This window comes from Kaistella montana, from assembly GCF_024436175.1.
GTDB lineage: Bacteria > Bacteroidota > Bacteroidia > Flavobacteriales > Weeksellaceae > Kaistella > Kaistella montana.
This window is the reverse complement of sequence record NZ_JANFQP010000001.1, coordinates 369,815-385,196: the sequence shown is the minus strand read 5'-3', so window position 1 is coordinate 385,196 and position 15,382 is coordinate 369,815. Positions and strand designations below refer to the sequence as shown.

13 protein-coding genes are annotated in these 15,382 nt (G+C 35.9%); 9 read left to right on the top strand and 4 right to left on the bottom strand.

Annotated elements, in window-relative coordinates:
* Positions 1-490: 490 nt before the first annotated feature.
* Entirely contained in the window at positions 491-2,278 is a 1,788-nt protein-coding gene (gene rpsA, locus NOV28_RS01825; RefSeq protein WP_255926968.1) for a 30S ribosomal protein S1, read from the bottom strand.
* A gap of 227 nt (positions 2,279-2,505) precedes the next feature.
* On the opposite strand from rpsA, the gene NOV28_RS01820 reads away from it, so the two are divergent.
* Positions 2,506-3,813 (top strand): DEAD/DEAH box helicase, encoded by a 1,308-nt coding sequence (locus NOV28_RS01820; protein ID WP_255926966.1) that lies wholly within the window; start codon positions 2,506-2,508, stop codon positions 3,811-3,813.
* Positions 3,814-3,825: 12 nt separating this feature from the next.
* On the opposite strand, the gene NOV28_RS01815 is transcribed toward NOV28_RS01820, so the two are convergent.
* Positions 3,826-4,719, bottom strand: coding sequence for an SMP-30/gluconolactonase/LRE family protein (locus tag NOV28_RS01815; RefSeq protein ID WP_255926964.1), 894 nt, complete (start codon positions 4,717-4,719; stop codon positions 3,826-3,828).
* Between the two features lie 77 nt (positions 4,720-4,796).
* On the opposite strand from NOV28_RS01815, the gene NOV28_RS01810 reads away from it, so the two are divergent.
* Both NOV28_RS01810 and NOV28_RS01805 read left to right on the top strand, forming a co-directional pair.
* Positions 4,797-5,138, top strand: coding sequence for a MerR family transcriptional regulator (locus NOV28_RS01810; RefSeq protein ID WP_255926962.1), 342 nt, complete (start codon positions 4,797-4,799; stop codon positions 5,136-5,138).
* Positions 5,139-5,226: 88 nt separating this feature from the next.
* Entirely contained in the window at positions 5,227-6,603 is a 1,377-nt protein-coding gene (locus NOV28_RS01805) for a ComEA family DNA-binding protein (RefSeq protein ID WP_255926960.1), read from the top strand.
* A gap of 75 nt (positions 6,604-6,678) precedes the next feature.
* On the opposite strand, the gene NOV28_RS01800 is transcribed toward NOV28_RS01805, so the two are convergent.
* A complete protein-coding gene (locus NOV28_RS01800; protein WP_255926958.1) occupies positions 6,679-8,556 on the bottom strand; it encodes an endonuclease in 1,878 nt (625 codons plus the stop codon).
* A gap of 186 nt (positions 8,557-8,742) precedes the next feature.
* Here NOV28_RS01800 and NOV28_RS01795 point away from each other — a divergent pair, with 186 nt between their 5' ends.
* The 5 genes from NOV28_RS01795 to NOV28_RS01775 all read left to right on the top strand — a co-directional run bounded on the left by NOV28_RS01795 (position 8,743) and on the right by NOV28_RS01775 (position 11,888).
* Positions 8,743-9,882 (top strand): acyl-CoA dehydrogenase family protein, encoded by a 1,140-nt coding sequence (locus NOV28_RS01795; protein ID WP_255926956.1) that lies wholly within the window; start codon positions 8,743-8,745, stop codon positions 9,880-9,882.
* Between the two features lie 129 nt (positions 9,883-10,011).
* Complete coding sequence (locus NOV28_RS01790) at positions 10,012-10,479, top strand: pyrophosphohydrolase domain-containing protein (protein WP_255926954.1); 468 nt, start codon at positions 10,012-10,014, stop codon at positions 10,477-10,479.
* 45 nt (positions 10,480-10,524) lie between these two features.
* Complete coding sequence (locus NOV28_RS01785; RefSeq protein WP_255926952.1) at positions 10,525-11,085, top strand: TlpA family protein disulfide reductase; 561 nt, start codon at positions 10,525-10,527, stop codon at positions 11,083-11,085.
* Position 11,086: 1 nt separating this feature from the next.
* Positions 11,087-11,698 (top strand): DUF4230 domain-containing protein, encoded by a 612-nt coding sequence (locus NOV28_RS01780; protein WP_255926950.1) that lies wholly within the window; start codon positions 11,087-11,089, stop codon positions 11,696-11,698.
* A 10-nt stretch (positions 11,699-11,708) separates the two neighbouring features.
* The gene (locus NOV28_RS01775) at positions 11,709-11,888 is read left to right on the top strand and encodes a hypothetical protein (protein ID WP_255926948.1); all 180 of its coding nucleotides are present in this window, start codon (positions 11,709-11,711) and stop codon (positions 11,886-11,888) included.
* 44 nt (positions 11,889-11,932) lie between these two features.
* On the opposite strand, the gene NOV28_RS01770 is transcribed toward NOV28_RS01775, so the two are convergent.
* Positions 11,933-13,183, bottom strand: a complete 1,251-nt coding sequence (locus tag NOV28_RS01770; protein ID WP_255926946.1) for an NRAMP family divalent metal transporter — start codon at positions 13,181-13,183, stop codon at positions 11,933-11,935.
* Between the two features lie 202 nt (positions 13,184-13,385).
* Here NOV28_RS01770 and thrS point away from each other — a divergent pair, with 202 nt between their 5' ends.
* The gene (gene thrS, locus NOV28_RS01765; protein ID WP_255926944.1) at positions 13,386-15,305 is read left to right on the top strand and encodes a threonine--tRNA ligase; all 1,920 of its coding nucleotides are present in this window, start codon (positions 13,386-13,388) and stop codon (positions 15,303-15,305) included.
* The last annotated feature ends 77 nt before the right edge of the window (positions 15,306-15,382 follow it).

Genomic DNA, 15,382 nt, shown 5'->3' with positions numbered 1-15,382 from the left:
GAAAACCCATCAAATTTATTTGGTGGGTTTTTTATTGTTGTAAAGCGACTATGCATGCTTCACGAATTCTCCAAAAAAGTTGGCAGAGAACAAGAAACTTGTGGATTTTATTCTAAATAATTTTTAAGAAACTGCTGATGGTGTTGCATTTTAAAATGGGTAAGCTGAGAGATATTGATTTCAATTTCATCTACCAAATTTCAATAAAATCTTTAGGAATTGTTTACTTTTAAATAGTTATGCGCTTCAGGCATTTTCAAAAGAATTCTATTTTCCCATATTAGAATATTAAAAGAAATGATTAAACATGCCACTGTGATTTCAATGGCGAAATTTTGGATTGAATTTATATAAAAGAACAGATGTTATCAAAATAATTTTTTCAGATTTAAAACAAGGAAAATGGCAAACATTTTCTTCGCTAATTATTTAAACAAAAAAAAGCGCCCCAGATCACTGAGGCGCCATTTTTATTATTGAAAATCAGGAATTAGTTTCCTCCTTCCATTTTCTTTTTCAATTCTGCTAAAACGTCTAAATCACCTAAAGTAGATTTCTCTTCGTTGCTAGATGAAGCAGCTGGTTTAGAAGAGGCTTCTTTCACGTTTTTCTTCTCTTCGTCTCTGAAGATTCCTGTGTGTGAAACTACTACTCTCTTGAATTCTTTGTTGAATTCAATTACTTTGAATTGTGCTTCTTCTCCTTTCTTGATTTTAGAACCATCTTCTTTTTCTAATAATCTTGATGGGCAGAATGCTTCAACTTCAGCGTCTTCAAACTGAACTTGTGCTCCTTTATCGAAAACTTCTGTAGCTTTTCCTGCGTGTACAGTTCCTTCAGCATATTTAGTTTCGAATTTATCCCAAGGATTTTCAAGAAGTTGTTTGTGACCTAAAGAAAGTCTTCTTGCAGCAGTATCTAGTTCAAGAACTACAACATCTAATTTATCTCCTACCGCACAGAATTCTGATGGGTGTTTGATTTTTTTAGTCCAAGAAAGATCAGAAATGTAGATCAAACCATCGATACCTTCTTCTAATTCTACGAATACACCGAAGTTGGTGAAGTTTCTTACAGTTCCTACGTGCTGAGAACCTACTGGATATTTAGCTTCGATGTTCGCCCAAGGATCTTGAGTAAGTTGTTTCATTCCTAAAGAGATTTTTCTGTCTTCTCTGTCAAGAGTTAAAACTTCTGCTTCTACCTCATCACCTACTTTTACGAAATCACCTGCACTTCTTAAGTGAGTTGACCAAGACATTTCAGAAACGTGTATTAATCCCTCTACACCTGGAGCAACTTCTACGAATGCACCGTAATCAGCTAAAACAACTACTTTTCCTTTCACTTTATCACCAACTTTCAAGTCAGCAGAAAGCGCATCCCATGGGTGAGCTTCCAATTGCTTCATACCTAATTGGATTCTTGTTTTTTCGTCATCGAAATCAAGGATTACAACTTTTACAGTTTCCCCGTCAGAAAGGATTTCAGATGGGTGGTTTACTCTAGACCAAGAAAGGTCGGTAATGTGGATCAATCCATCAACACCACCTAAGTCTACGAATACCCCGTAAGAAGTAATATTTTTAACAGTTCCTTCAAGAACTTGTCCTTTTTCTAATTGACCGATGATTTCACGTTTTTGACCTTCAAGATCTGCTTCGATAAGCGCTTTATGAGATACAACAACGTTTTTGAACTCAGGGTTGATTTTCACAACTTTGAATTCCATTGTTTTACCAACAAACTGATCGTAATCTTTGATTGGTTTCACATCGATTTGAGAACCTGGTAAGAATGCTTCGATACCGTGTACGTCAACGATCATACCACCTTTAGTTCTAGATTTTACGAAACCGTTTACGATTTCTCCAGTTTCGTGAAGTTCGTTTACTTTATCCCAAGCTTTAAGAGTTCTTGCTTTTTTGTGAGAAAGTTGCAATTGACCAGATTTGTCTTCTCTTCTGTCAACCATTACTTCTACTTCATCACCAACTTTCAATCCTTGGTTATAACGGAATTCGTTTAATGAAATAACCCCTTCAGATTTGAAGTTGATATCTACGATAGCTTCTTTATCAGTAAGTCTTACAACTTTTCCTACCAATACATCGTTATCGCTAAGGTTGTTAAGAGATCCGTTATAGATTTCCTCTAAATCACTTTTCTCTTTTCTTGCATCAGCATCTAATCCTGATTCGAAAGAATCCCAATCAAATTGTTCTGGTGCTACGTTTTGGTTTAATAAAACCTCTGCTGAATTTGTCTCTTTTGACATTTTCTAATAAAATTTGTATTCCTTCTTTCTCGTTGCTTGGCCCAATGTGGTTCACGAAAAATACGGAAGTTGTTAGTTATGAATATTTTAACTTTGCCAAATGCTCCCACAAAAAGTGGTGCAAAATTAAGAAAATATTTGATAATCACAATATTTTCAGAACTTTAAAATCAAATTTCTTAAACACTAGATTTCTCAAACAAAGCCCTTTTCTTTACCTTTGCAATATGAATTTAGAATCCATCTTCCAAAAACTGCAGATTCAGGACATGAATCAAATGCAGAAATCTACTTATACCGCGACCGAAAACGATACAGACGTCATTCTGCTATCGCCCACCGGATCGGGAAAAACGCTCGCATTCTTGTTTCCTTTGCTTAGAAATTTAAAAAAAGAAAACACCGGAATTCAGGCGATGATTCTCGTTCCCGTAAGAGAACTCGCGCTGCAAATTGAGCAGGTTTTCAAACAAATGGGAACCGATTTCAAAGTTTCCATCTGCTACGGAGGTCATGATAAAAAAATTGAAATCAACAATTTTCGGGACTCTCCGGCGGTTTTAATCGGAACTCCGGGAAGAATTGCTTATCATTTAAGAAATCAAAATTTCGATCCTACGACGATTAAAACTTTGGTTTTAGATGAATTCGATAAAGCTTTGGAGCTCGGTTTCGAGGAAGATATGAATGAAATCATCGAAGCTTTGGAAAATAATTCCCAACGAATTCTCACTTCCGCAACTGCGATGGATAAAATTCCGGATTTTGTAGGATTAAAGAATGAAAAAATCATTAATTTCCTTAAAACTCAAGAAACCAAACCGGACATCCAATTGAGAAAAGTAATGACAATTTCCGAGAAAAAATTAGATACTCTATTCCATTTGATCTGTAAAATAGGCAATAAAAGAACCTTGATTTTCTGTAATCACCGCGATGCAGTTGATCGAATTTCCGAATTATTAAGAGAAAAAGGAATCCAGCGAGAAACTTTCCACGGCGGAATGGAGCAAGACGAAAGAGAACGCGCGCTGCTGAAGTTTCGGAACGATTCAGCAAGGATTTTAATCACCACCGATTTGGCTGCACGCGGTTTGGATATTCCGGAAGTGGAATCGATTGTTCATTATCAACTTCCGCCGAAAGAAGACGCTTTCATCCACCGAAATGGGCGAACCGCGAGAATGAACGCCAAAGGTTTTGCGTATTTAATTATGACTGAAGACGAAAATTTCTCTTTCATTAAAAATAATACTCCGGAAGAAAGTGTCGTTGGCTTCGATAAAGCGCCGGAAAGAACGCCCAACCAAACCATCTACATCAGCGCTGGGAAAAAAGATAAGGTCAACAAAGTAGATATCGTCGGTTATCTCATCAAAAAAGGTGGCTTGGAAAAAGACGAAATCGGCCTGATTGAAGTGAAAGATACGACTTCGTACGTCGCTGTCAACCGAAAAAAAACCATCGAACTTCTGAAAAAATTGGCCAACGAAAAACTTAAAGGCAAAAAAGTAAAAATAGAAATCGCTTACTAAAAGCGATTTTTTTTATTCAACTCCGGAAACATTCATTTCTAAAGTGTAAACAGATTTTGAAGCGGTAATAAATAAAGTAGCATTATTTTTACCACCGAAAGTAACATTTGCCGTCCACTCTTCCGGAATTGGAATATTGGTAATTTTTTCACCTTTTTTATTAAAAATTGTTACGCCATTTCCTGTCAGATAGAGATTTCCTTGGTTATCGAGCGTCATTCCGTCGGATCCCATTTCACAAAATAATTTCTTTGCGGAAAGTTTTCCTTCGCCCAAAATGTCGTAAACATAAGTTTTTCCGGCATCAATATCGGAAACAAACAACTTTTTGAACTTTTCGGAACCTATAATTCCGTTGGGTTGCACGAAAGTTTCCAACTTTGTTATTGTACCGTTTTGGTTTCGATAATACAAGTTTTTCTGGGGAATTTCTTGTTTGAAATTTTGCCAGTAATTTCTTTCATACAAAGGATCGGTAAAATAAATTCCGCCGAAACCGTCAATCCAAAGATCATTCGGGCCGTTCAATCTTTTGCCTTCAAAACCTTTTGATAAGATATGAATGTCTTTATTTTTACTAATCTTCCAAATTTCACCCTGATTATCGGAGCAAGTGATCAAATTATCGTCTTTATCAAAATAAGTTCCGTTGGCTCTTCCTGTTTTTTCAAGAAATAACTCAACTCGGTTATTTTTCCAGTTCCAGAAATAAATTTTATCGTTCGGTTGATCCGTGAAATATATATTTCCAGCATTATCAGAGGCTGGTCCTTCCGTAAATGCAAATTGACTTGAGACCAAGTTCGGCTCATTTTCAAACAGATTATCTCGGTTATTTTGAACTTTGCAGTTGGTTAAAATCAACAAACCTGTAGCCGCAACAAACTTCCAAATATTTTTCATCATGTAAATTCTAAATTGCAAGATACAATTTGTATAAAAGAATTAAAAATAATTATCTTTGAGAATTCGATTTTTAATCAATGAAACTTAATCTTCCAGATAAACTCTACTACTCTATTGGCGAAGTTGCGAAAGCATTTAACGTCAATACTTCCCTTATTCGCTATTGGGAACAAGAATTTCCTATCATTAAACCGAAGAAAAACAAAAAGGGAAACCGGTATTTCACTCCGGAAGATCTAAAAAATCTGCAAATTATCTATCATTTGGTGAAAGAAAAAGGCTACACTTTGGATGGTGCAAGAATCGCATTAACGACCAATTCTAAAATCTCGGAAACCATCACCATGATCGATCGATTGGAGTTTGTAAAAGCTGAGTTACAGAAACTTAAAGATTCTTTAGTTGACAAACCAGAGTAGAAAAAAAGTTTTTTTTCTCTCATCAAAAAAATTTTTTTTACCACTAAAGAAAAGAAAATTCCTAGTAATTTTGTAAAAAAGAATTGCTATGAAACCTCCATTTCAATTTTCAGCAGCCAAAAACTATTTTTTAGGTTTTGCTACTTCCGGAGCTATACTTTTATCTGGTCTGTTTTATTTTGATCATGATAAAAATGAAGAAAACCAAACGAATCCTACCGAACAAATTGAGTTTACGAATGTCGAAAAAACAGAATTACAAGAATTTGACCCGAATGATTTAGATGAAAATGGCTGGAAAAAACTTGGATTTTCCGACAAACAAGTTGCCACCATTTTGAAATATAAAAATATTGTCGGCGGCGAATTCACTTCAAAAGCTCAATTAAAAAAATGTTATTCGATTTCTGAGGAAAAATTTGATGAATTAGAGCCTTATATCTTGCTTCCTGACAAAGCCGAAAATTCTTATGAAAGCACAAATTACAAGTCTTTTTACAACTCTAATCAAGGAAATTACGAGAAAAAAGAACTCAAAATTCCCGGAAAATTCAATCCTGATACTTTCAGTTCGGCAGATTTTGTGAAAATGGGCTTTACCGAAAAACAAGCCAATTCGATCTTGAAATACAAACAATATCTCGGCGGAAGCTTCATTAGTAAAGAAAAATTTAAAGATTGCTTCATCATCAGTGAAGAAAATTATCGGAAAATGGAACCATTTCTTCTGCTTCCCGAAAAAACTCCGGAAAACTTCACCGCAAAGACGAATTTCAGAAACCCATCTTCAGAAAAAGAGAAATTTAGTTACCAAAAATTCGATCCCAACATTACCGATTTAGAAGGTTGGCGAAAACTCGGCTTCTCCGAAAAACAGGCGCAAGTAATCATCAATTATCGCGACCGAAATTTGAAAGGAAGTTTTAAAAACCTTGATGATATCGCGCGATGTTTTGTGATTTCGGAGGAAAAATTTAATGAAATGAAACCTTTCATTGTAATGAATCCACAAAATTTCAAAATAAATTCTTCAACTTCAACATCTTATTCAAAAACTGAAAATGCGCCAGAAGCCAAAACCGATTTTTCGAAAATGGATCTCAACCAAATTACTTTTAAACAACTTATAGAATTTGGTTTTGATGAAAAAAGTGCCGGAATGCTACTGAATTATCGGAAAAAACTCGGTGGTTTCGTCACCAAACAACAAATTGTAGAGACTTACGATATTGACAAAGAATTAGCGCAAAAACTGGTTTCCACAGCAAGATTAGACCATTCTAATGTTCCAAAATACACTTTAGTTTCCGCTCCCGAAGAATGGTTGAAATCTCATCCTTATTTTAAATATTCTGCTGATAAAATTATATATTATAGAATTTCTTATCCAAGCGACGAAAAGATATGGAAATTCCTGAAAACAAAACCTGAATATGAGGCCAGAATGAGGCTATATTTAAGGTGATTCATGTGTTTTTGACTAGTAAAGAAAATCCCCACATCTGCATGCGGGGATTTTCAATTTTATATTTTCAAGTGATTATTTTTTGATAAACTTCACCGCATGATCATCAAGTTTCAGGATATAAACTCCCGATTTTAGTTGCTGAACATTCAATGAATTGCCGTTTTTGAAAGGAGAATTTTCTTGTTTCAATAATCTTCCGGAAATATCAACTAGAGATGCTTTCTTAACTTTTTCGAGTTGTTTTCCTTTTACAAAAAGTAAATCTCCAACAGGATTCGAATATACTGAAAACTCATTCTCATTAATCGTGGAAACATCAGCCGCGGCTAAACTTCCTATATTTTTGCAATAATCTGATGCATGGCTTTGCCATTCGGAAAGAGTGAAAATATTAGTCGGTTGCTGTACTGAATTTAAGCGATACAAAGAAACATTTCCGAGTGTTGAAAAATTACTCATATCTTTTGTTCCAATCGCATCAATTGTTTCGGAACTGTAGCGAAGTTCCAAATACTGGCTTCCAGAGAAAGTCATTTGAGGTGCCGCAGTCACAAATCTCGCTTGATTGTTTGTGATACAAGGCAATTGCGCATTGGGATTTAGAATTACAAAAGTTTCATTTGGTTGAACCGTTCCTTCCAATTCAAACGGCGCAGGAAAATAATAATTGGAATTAAGACTGTTATAAAACTGAATACTCAATCGGTATTTGTCCAAATATACAGGATGTCCTGTTTTATTGGTGATTTCGATGGCTTTGTTGTTCGAAGATCCTTCGATATATTTTGTGATTATTAAATCTTTTGCAAAAACATCGTTTGCCAAAGTCGTTACAGGAACCAAATTACTTTCCGAAGACTCCAAATAGCCGTTGTCATAAGCTTTTACCGTAAATTGATAAGCTGTAGAGGGTTGAAGATGATCGATATTGATGTTGGTATTTTTTGTGTTGGCAACTAAAACACCATTTTGGTAAATTTTATAGCCGATAACATCTGAATCGGTCGAGGCATTCCAATTTAAAGTAACGAAATACGCGCTGTTTTTGCCCACATTCAAATTCGTTGGCGCTTGCGGAGCAACTGCATCAGGAGTTTGAGTCCAAATCAAATTCACCCATTCCGGATGATCGATAAAAGGATTCCGGTTTTTTTGAATGGCAAAAACTGCATTATTTCGGTCAATTTCCTTTTGCGAAACCGGATCTTGAGCATTCCACTGAAGCAACATTTGCAAATACCAATTCTCGAAAGCTTTTTCCTCAGTTCCATCCAAAGGACTGGTATCATTGGCGGCTGAAGTTCCGTTGTAGAAATTAAAAGAGCTTAATTTCCCTTCATATCTTACCGCAAAATAAAGCAAACTTCTTGCGATGTCTCCTTTAAATTCATTAATCGGTTCATAAACTCTTCCGGTGTATCCTGAGCCGGCGGTTGCGTTGTTGTTAATTTTGGATCCGTTGGTAAAAGTATAATAAGGAGTTGTTGTCGTTTTTGCAATTCCGTAAGGGTAATTGCTTCTCAACTGGTTAATTCTGGCGTCGGTAGGAATTACATAAAACAAATCAGAATACATCGGATAATTGCTATTGAAAGTACTTTGTGTCATCATGTGTTCACGGTTCCAGCCGAGTCCTTCTGCATTTGCGGAACCTATGATATTTGCGGTTGTGTATTCGTAAGCATCGGGTCCGTTAGGAATTTCAGAGTAAATATCCAATAAAAGTGTGGTGTTCGAAGCATCATGATCGTAATATCGATCCAAATCGGTTTGGTTATAAAAATTCGTCAAATCACCATAATGCCAATTGATATTTTTCTCCGAAATTATCTGGTGAAGTTTCGATTTCAATGCATATCCCGTAAGCGTTGAAGTACCATCATAATATCCTGAAGGCGCCTGTGCTTCAGCTAAAAACGGCAATAAAATCAAAAATAAAATTCTTTTCATTTCCTAAAAATTTGGTTTACAATTTAGTCAAATAACTTGCTCTTGAGATGAAAACTTCATTAATTTTTATCATTTTCTACCATTATAATTTATTTATAAAAAACATTATCAACATAATTATCATTATTTTTTTTCAAAATTCATCAATTTAATTATCTTTGAGAACAAATAAGAAATAAACAAAATATGAATAGTGAAACGCTGAGCAACATCGCAATGATTGCAGAAACCGCAAAAGATTTTGCAGAAAAAAATATCCGTCCGAATATCTTGGAATGGGACGAAAGCCAAACATTTCCGGTAGAACTTTTCCATCAATTGGGAGAAATGGGATTTATGGGAATTGTAATTCCTGAAGAATATGGCGGATCTGGTTTGGGCTATCATGAATATGTGGCAATTTTGGACGAAATTTCTCAAGTTGATCCATCAATCGGATTGTCAGTTGCTGCTCACAACTCACTTTGCACCAATCATATTTATGAATTCGGAAACGAAGAACAACGCAAAAAATGGCTCCCACAACTCGCTTCCGGAAAGGTAATCGGTGCATGGGGACTTACCGAACATAACACCGGTTCCGATTCAGGCGGAATGAGCACAACTGCAGTTAAAGACGGTGACGAATGGGTTTTGAACGGTGCCAAAAACTTCATTACTCACGCAATTTCCGGCGATATCGCTGTTGTAATGACCAGAACTGGCGAAAAAGGAGCAAAAAATAATTCTACAGCTTTCGTTTTGGAAAAAGGAATGCCAGGATTTTCTTCAGGTAAAAAAGAAAACAAACTTGGGATGAGAGCTTCCGAAACTGCTGAATTAATTTTCGATAACATAAGAGTTCCAGATTCTCATCGTTTAGGTGAAGTAGGATCTGGTTTCAAACAAGCTATGAAAATTCTTGACGGCGGAAGAATCTCAATCGCTGCGCTAAGTTTAGGAACAGCAAGAGGCGCTTACAAAGCCGCTTTGAAATATTCTTTAGAAAGAAAACAATTCGGAAAAGCCATCAACGAATTTCAGGCAATTAATTTCATGCTTGCAGATATGGCAACAGAAATCGACGCTGCCGAACTGCTGATTCAGCGCGCTTCCAACCTTAAAAATGCAAAAAAACCAATGACCAAAGAAGGTGCAATGGCAAAATTATACGCTTCAGAAGCTTGTGTAAGAATCGCAAATAATGCAGTTCAGGTTTTCGGCGGTTACGGTTATACCAAAGATTTCCCTGTGGAAAAATTCTACAGAGATTCCAAGCTTTGCACCATCGGAGAAGGAACTTCCGAGATTCAAAGGCTGGTGATCGGAAGAGAAATTTCTAAATAAAATATTGGATTTTATCTTCATTCAAATACTAAAAGCATCGAAATTCGGTGCTTTTTTTCGTTATTTATTTGAAAAAGTCTTTAACAGAAATCACTTTTGATTTTCTATATTTGTTAAAATTTAATTTTAATGGAAAAAATAGATTCACTGAACCAAGTTGCAGAATTCCACAAAACCTTTAACGCACCGATTTTAGAAATACCTCAAATCCCTTCTAAAGAAAGGTGTGAACTGAGAATTTCGCTGCTTCAGGAAGAATTAAATGAATTGAAAGAAGCCATTTCTGACCAAAATATGGTAGAAATTGCCGATGCACTTTGCGATTTGCAATATGTTTTGAGTGGTGCGGTTTTAGAATTTGGTTTGGGCGAAAAATTCGTGGAAATGTTCAATGAAGTTCACCGTTCGAATATGTCGAAAGCATGTGATAATCAGCAACAAGCAGATGAAACTATTTCATTTTATGCCAAAAAAGGCGAAGAAGCGTTCTCGGAAATTTCCGGAAATAAAATTAATGTTCATCGAAAATCTGATTATAAAGTATTGAAAAACAAATATTATTCGCCTGCAGATTTGGAAACTATCTTGAAAAAATAAAAATCATTTTTTCCTTTTTTAATTTTAACCAACATGTATTCATCAATGAAAAAAATAACTAAAACCCTTTTGTTTACCGCTGCTTCCCTACTAGCTTTTCAATCTTGTGATTCGCAAAAAGTAGTCGTAAACCGCGAAGTTGAAACCACCAATGACGGCAAAATGCTACTCGGAACACAAACGAAAAACCAACTTCAAAAAGCACCTTACAGCGATTGGTACGTAAAAGAACACGATGAATACGCGATTGACCAAAAAACTGTGGAAGAACTTAAAAAAGAAAAACTCAATTCCTACGGAATCACTGTATTTTTGGGAACTTGGTGCGAAGATAGTCACCGAGAAGTTCCAAGATTGATGAAAATTTTGGAAAGCATCAATTTTCCGGAGCAAAAATTAACAATCATCGCGGTAAACCGTAAAAAAGAATCTCCAAGTGGTGAAGAAGGTGTTTACAATATTCAAAAAGTACCGACCATCATCGTGCAGAAATATGGCAAAGAAATTGGAAGGATTATCGAATATCCAACGACAGGTTATCTGGAAAGAGACCTACTCGAAATTCTGAAAAAAGACAATACCAACCTTAAAGACCTTTTAAAATAAATTGAAAACAGACAAAAGAATATTACCGTTCATTTTAGGAGCAATTGCCATGTTGCTCGTGTTTTTCATTTGGGATTCAATCACCAAAAAAGCTGATGATAAAGTTCAGAACGATTTTTATATTATCACCAATCAAATCAAAAAAATGAACAAAATGGTGGTGATGGAGCAGGATTTTTCGAGTATGCAGAAAACCAAAATCACTTCGCAGCTTATGGGAGGAATGCTTCCGAATATGGAAAAGGAGCTGATCACTTTCACCAAAACGAATGCGCAAGTTTCTTACGATTTGAACAAAATGAAACTTGAGGTAGATTCCGTCAACAAAAAACTCATTATTAAGGAACTTCCCAATGCCGATATTCGGATCATTCCAAGTGTAGAAATTCAATCCATGGATGATTCTTTCTTGGATCGTTTTGATCAAAAAGATTTACAAAAAATCACAAAATCTGCGAAAGATAATGCTTATAAAACCGTAAATCAGGAGCGATTGCGAAGTGAAGGAAGAAAACAACTTCTGGAAAACTTGGATCATATTTTCGTTTTGGCAAAGGCTTTGAATTATAAAATCGAGGACCAAACCGGTCAGATCGATACTTCAAAACTTTAAATAAAAAAAGATGGAAAAAGACAAAGCCAAATCAGCAGAAACCAAGAAAGAAAACCAGGATTTACCGAACATTCCTGCTTCTTCAGAAAAAATAAACTCGGAAAAAACTGTGAAAAAGCAAATACAAGAAAGTTCGAAACTCAACAAAGACGGCAAAACCGACAATACTAAAAAAAATAGCGAAAATTAATTTTTTCGCTTTTTTAATTCCCGTAAAAACAACATTTTAAAGTTTTACACCAAAAATAAAAGTATCGCAGCGACTAACATAATAACTAAAGCCGCAAAACCAAGAATATTCATCCAAATTCCGTTGACATAAATTCCCATAATTTTCTTGTTATTCGAAATATGCAAAATAATTCCAATTAAAACCGGCGCGGTGACTCCATAAAGAATCGCAGTATAAATCAATGCCTTAATCGGAGAAATTCCCACATAATTCAAAGATAATCCCAACAGCAAAGAAATCGCAATGATGAAATAAAACCCCTTGGCTTCATGAAATTTTTTGTCTAAACCTTCTTCCCAGCCGAACGTTTCTGAAAAAATATAGGAAAGAGAACCTCCCAAAACAGGTATTGCGATAAGTCCGGTACTTATAATCCCAACTGCGAACAGCAAATATGCCAGATTTCCGGCCAAAGGTTTCAGCGCCATTGCCGCTTCTTCCACTGTATTAATTTGATGAATATTGCCATTGTAAAGTACAGTACCCGTCGCAAGAATAATGAAATACATTACCAGCGCAGAAAATGTCATTCCGAAATCTACATCTGTCTTCATTTCAGAAATTATTTTTTTATCAATAACCACATGGGTTTTCTTACTCTTAGTCTCTTCTACTTCCACCGATGTCTGCCAGAAAAAAAGATAGGGAGAAATGGTTGTCCCTAAAATTCCTACCAAAATCGCAATAAATTCCTTATCAAATTTGATAGTCGGGATAAAAGTAGCTTTTAAAATAGCCATCAAATCTTGCTTATAAAGAAAAGGAACCACAAAATATACGAGCATTACAATACACAAATATTTGAGGGTAGCCACAATTTTTCGATAAGGCAAATAAATGATTAAAAATATTAAAAGTAAGGTAAAAAAAACACTGAAAAAAGATGCATCAATTACAGGAAACAATAGATTTCCTACAGCTCCCATCGCGGCAATATCCGCACCGATGTTCATTACAATTGCCGGAAAACTGAACAGCAACATCAGGTAAAGTATTGGTTTTGGGTAATGTTTTTTTAATGTTCCCGTTAATCCTTCTGAAGTAACCAAGCCAATTCTGGCGCACATCTGCTGAATTGCTGCCATAAGCGGAAAAGCCACAATGGCGGTCCAAAGCGTTGTCAATCCAAATGCAGCACCGGCTTGCGAATAAGTGGCAATTCCAGAAGGATCGTCGTCGCTTGCACCGGTTACAAGACCCGGACCAATCATTTTCCAAAATTTCTTCAGTGGTGATTTCTTTTTTTCGCTCATTTTAACAATAAACTATTCATTATCAAACAATTCAAAGAGTTTTCAAATTGTACAAGTAAATTTACAAACTAAAAAAACATAAAAAACAATTAGAAGATTCTTTTCTAAAAAATCAGTTTCAAATTAATAAAATAGTCGGTTAAAAACACTTTAATTTTCACATTAAATCCGTATTTTTGCAACTTAAAATTTTTAATTCAGTATGATAAAAATTACTCTTCCCGACGGAAGCATCAGAGAATTCGAAAGCGCTGTAACACCGCTTGAAGTAGCAAAATCAATAAGTGAAGGTTTGGCAAGAAACACCATTTCCGCAATCGTAAACGGAACGCAGGTTGAAATCACCACACCGATAACCACAGATTCTACGCTACAGCTTCTGACGTGGAATGATGATATGGGAAAAAAAGCATTCTGGCATTCCTCTGCACACCTTTTGGCACAGGCAATTATGGAATTTTATCCTGAAGCAAAACTTACCATCGGTCCAGCTATTGAGCAAGGATTTTATTATGATGTAGATTTCGGCGACGAAAGTTTATCTGAAAAAGATTTCGAAAAAATCGAAAAAAAGATGCTCGAAAATGCAAAGAAAGATTCTACATTCAACCTTTATTCGGTTTCTAAAGCCGATGCTTTGAAGGAATATGAAGGCAATGAATACAAAACCGAGCTCATCTCTAATTTGAACGACGGCGAAATCACTTTCTGTTCCCATGATAACTTTACAGATTTGTGTCGCGGTGGTCACATTCCATCTACCGGCATTGTGAAAGCTGTGAAAATTTTAAATGCAGCCGGTGCTTATTGGCGAGGTGATGAGAAAAACAAGCAACTTACCAGAGTTTACGCAATTTCTTTCCCGAAACAGAAAGATTTAACCGAATATTTAGAAAGATTAGAAGAAGCAAAACGCCGCGATCACAGAAAACTCGGTAGAGAATTAGGTATTTATGCTTTCTCAGAAAAAGTAGGAGCCGGACTTCCATTGTGGTTACCAAAAGGAACTGCTTTGAGAAAAAAATTGGAAAACTTCCTTTCCGAAGCTCAGAAAAAATCGGGTTACGAATTCGTAATGACGCCACATATCGGAGCCAAAGAATTATACGTAACATCCGGTCACTGGGATAAATATGGTGCAGATAGTTTCCAACCGATCAAAACACCAAATGAAGGTGAAGAATTCATGTTGAAACCGATGAACTGTCCTCACCACTGCGAGATCTACAAAGTTGGACAATGGTCTTATAAAGATTTGCCAAAAAGATTTGCCGAATTCGGAACCGTTTATCGTTATGAGCAATCCGGAGAACTTCACGGTTTAACCAGAGTTCGTGGTTTTACTCAAGATGATGCTCACCTTTTCTGTACTCCAGATCAACTTTTGGCTGAATTTGAAAACGTAATCGATTTAACACTTTATGTTTTCAAATCATTAGGATTTGAAGATTTTGTAACGCAAGTTTCACTCAGAGATCCTGAGAAGAAAGAAAAATATATTGGAAGCGACGAAAACTGGAAAAAAGCGGAAGACGCAATCATTCAAGCTGCTGAAAAGAAAGGTTTAAAAACCATTGTCGAATACGGCGAAGCTGCTTTCTACGGACCAAAACTCGATTTCATGGTGAAAGATGCTTTGGGAAGAAGCTGGCAATTGGGAACCATTCAAGTAGATTATAATTTGCCTGAAAGATTTGATCTTTGGTACACCGGAAGCGACAACGAAAAACACAGACCCGTAATGATTCACCGCGCACCATTCGGTTCTATGGAAAGATTCATCGCAATTTTATTGGAAAATACCGCAGGTGATTTCCCATTGTGGCTTGCTCCAGACCAATTCACCATCTTGCCGATTAGTGAAAAATATGTTGATTATGCAAAAAAAGTTTCACAATTGCTAGAAAATCACGATATTTGCGGGCTGATTGACGACAGAAACGAGAAAACGGGTAAAAAAATCCGTGATGCCGAGTTGAAAAAACTTCCATTTATGCTGATTGTAGGTGAAAATGAAGAAGTTGGCGAAACGGTTTCTGTAAGAAGAAGAGGCGAAGGAGATTTAGGAACGATGACCATAGAAGAATTCATCACCTACTTCAAAAAAGAATCAAAAATTTAGAATTAACTTTAAAACATAACACCATAGCACAGAAATTTAATTACCGAGGTAGAGGTCCACAGAGACGCGTACAAGAA

Coding starts and splice junctions, on each gene's coding strand:
- rpsA (WP_255926968.1), bottom strand. CDS start 2,278: ATGTCAAAAGAGACAAATTCAGCAGAGGTTTTATTAAACCAAAACGTA.
- NOV28_RS01820 (WP_255926966.1), top strand. CDS start 2,506: ATGAATTTAGAATCCATCTTCCAAAAACTGCAGATTCAGGACATGAAT.
- NOV28_RS01815 (WP_255926964.1), bottom strand. CDS start 4,719: ATGATGAAAAATATTTGGAAGTTTGTTGCGGCTACAGGTTTGTTGATT.
- NOV28_RS01810 (WP_255926962.1), top strand. CDS start 4,797: ATGAAACTTAATCTTCCAGATAAACTCTACTACTCTATTGGCGAAGTT.
- NOV28_RS01805 (WP_255926960.1), top strand. CDS start 5,227: ATGAAACCTCCATTTCAATTTTCAGCAGCCAAAAACTATTTTTTAGGT.
- NOV28_RS01800 (WP_255926958.1), bottom strand. CDS start 8,556: ATGAAAAGAATTTTATTTTTGATTTTATTGCCGTTTTTAGCTGAAGCA.
- NOV28_RS01795 (WP_255926956.1), top strand. CDS start 8,743: ATGAATAGTGAAACGCTGAGCAACATCGCAATGATTGCAGAAACCGCA.
- NOV28_RS01790 (WP_255926954.1), top strand. CDS start 10,012: ATGGAAAAAATAGATTCACTGAACCAAGTTGCAGAATTCCACAAAACC.
- NOV28_RS01785 (WP_255926952.1), top strand. CDS start 10,525: ATGAAAAAAATAACTAAAACCCTTTTGTTTACCGCTGCTTCCCTACTA.
- NOV28_RS01775 (WP_255926948.1), top strand. CDS start 11,709: ATGGAAAAAGACAAAGCCAAATCAGCAGAAACCAAGAAAGAAAACCAG.
- NOV28_RS01770 (WP_255926946.1), bottom strand. CDS start 13,183: ATGAGCGAAAAAAAGAAATCACCACTGAAGAAATTTTGGAAAATGATT.
- thrS (WP_255926944.1), top strand. CDS start 13,386: ATGATAAAAATTACTCTTCCCGACGGAAGCATCAGAGAATTCGAAAGC.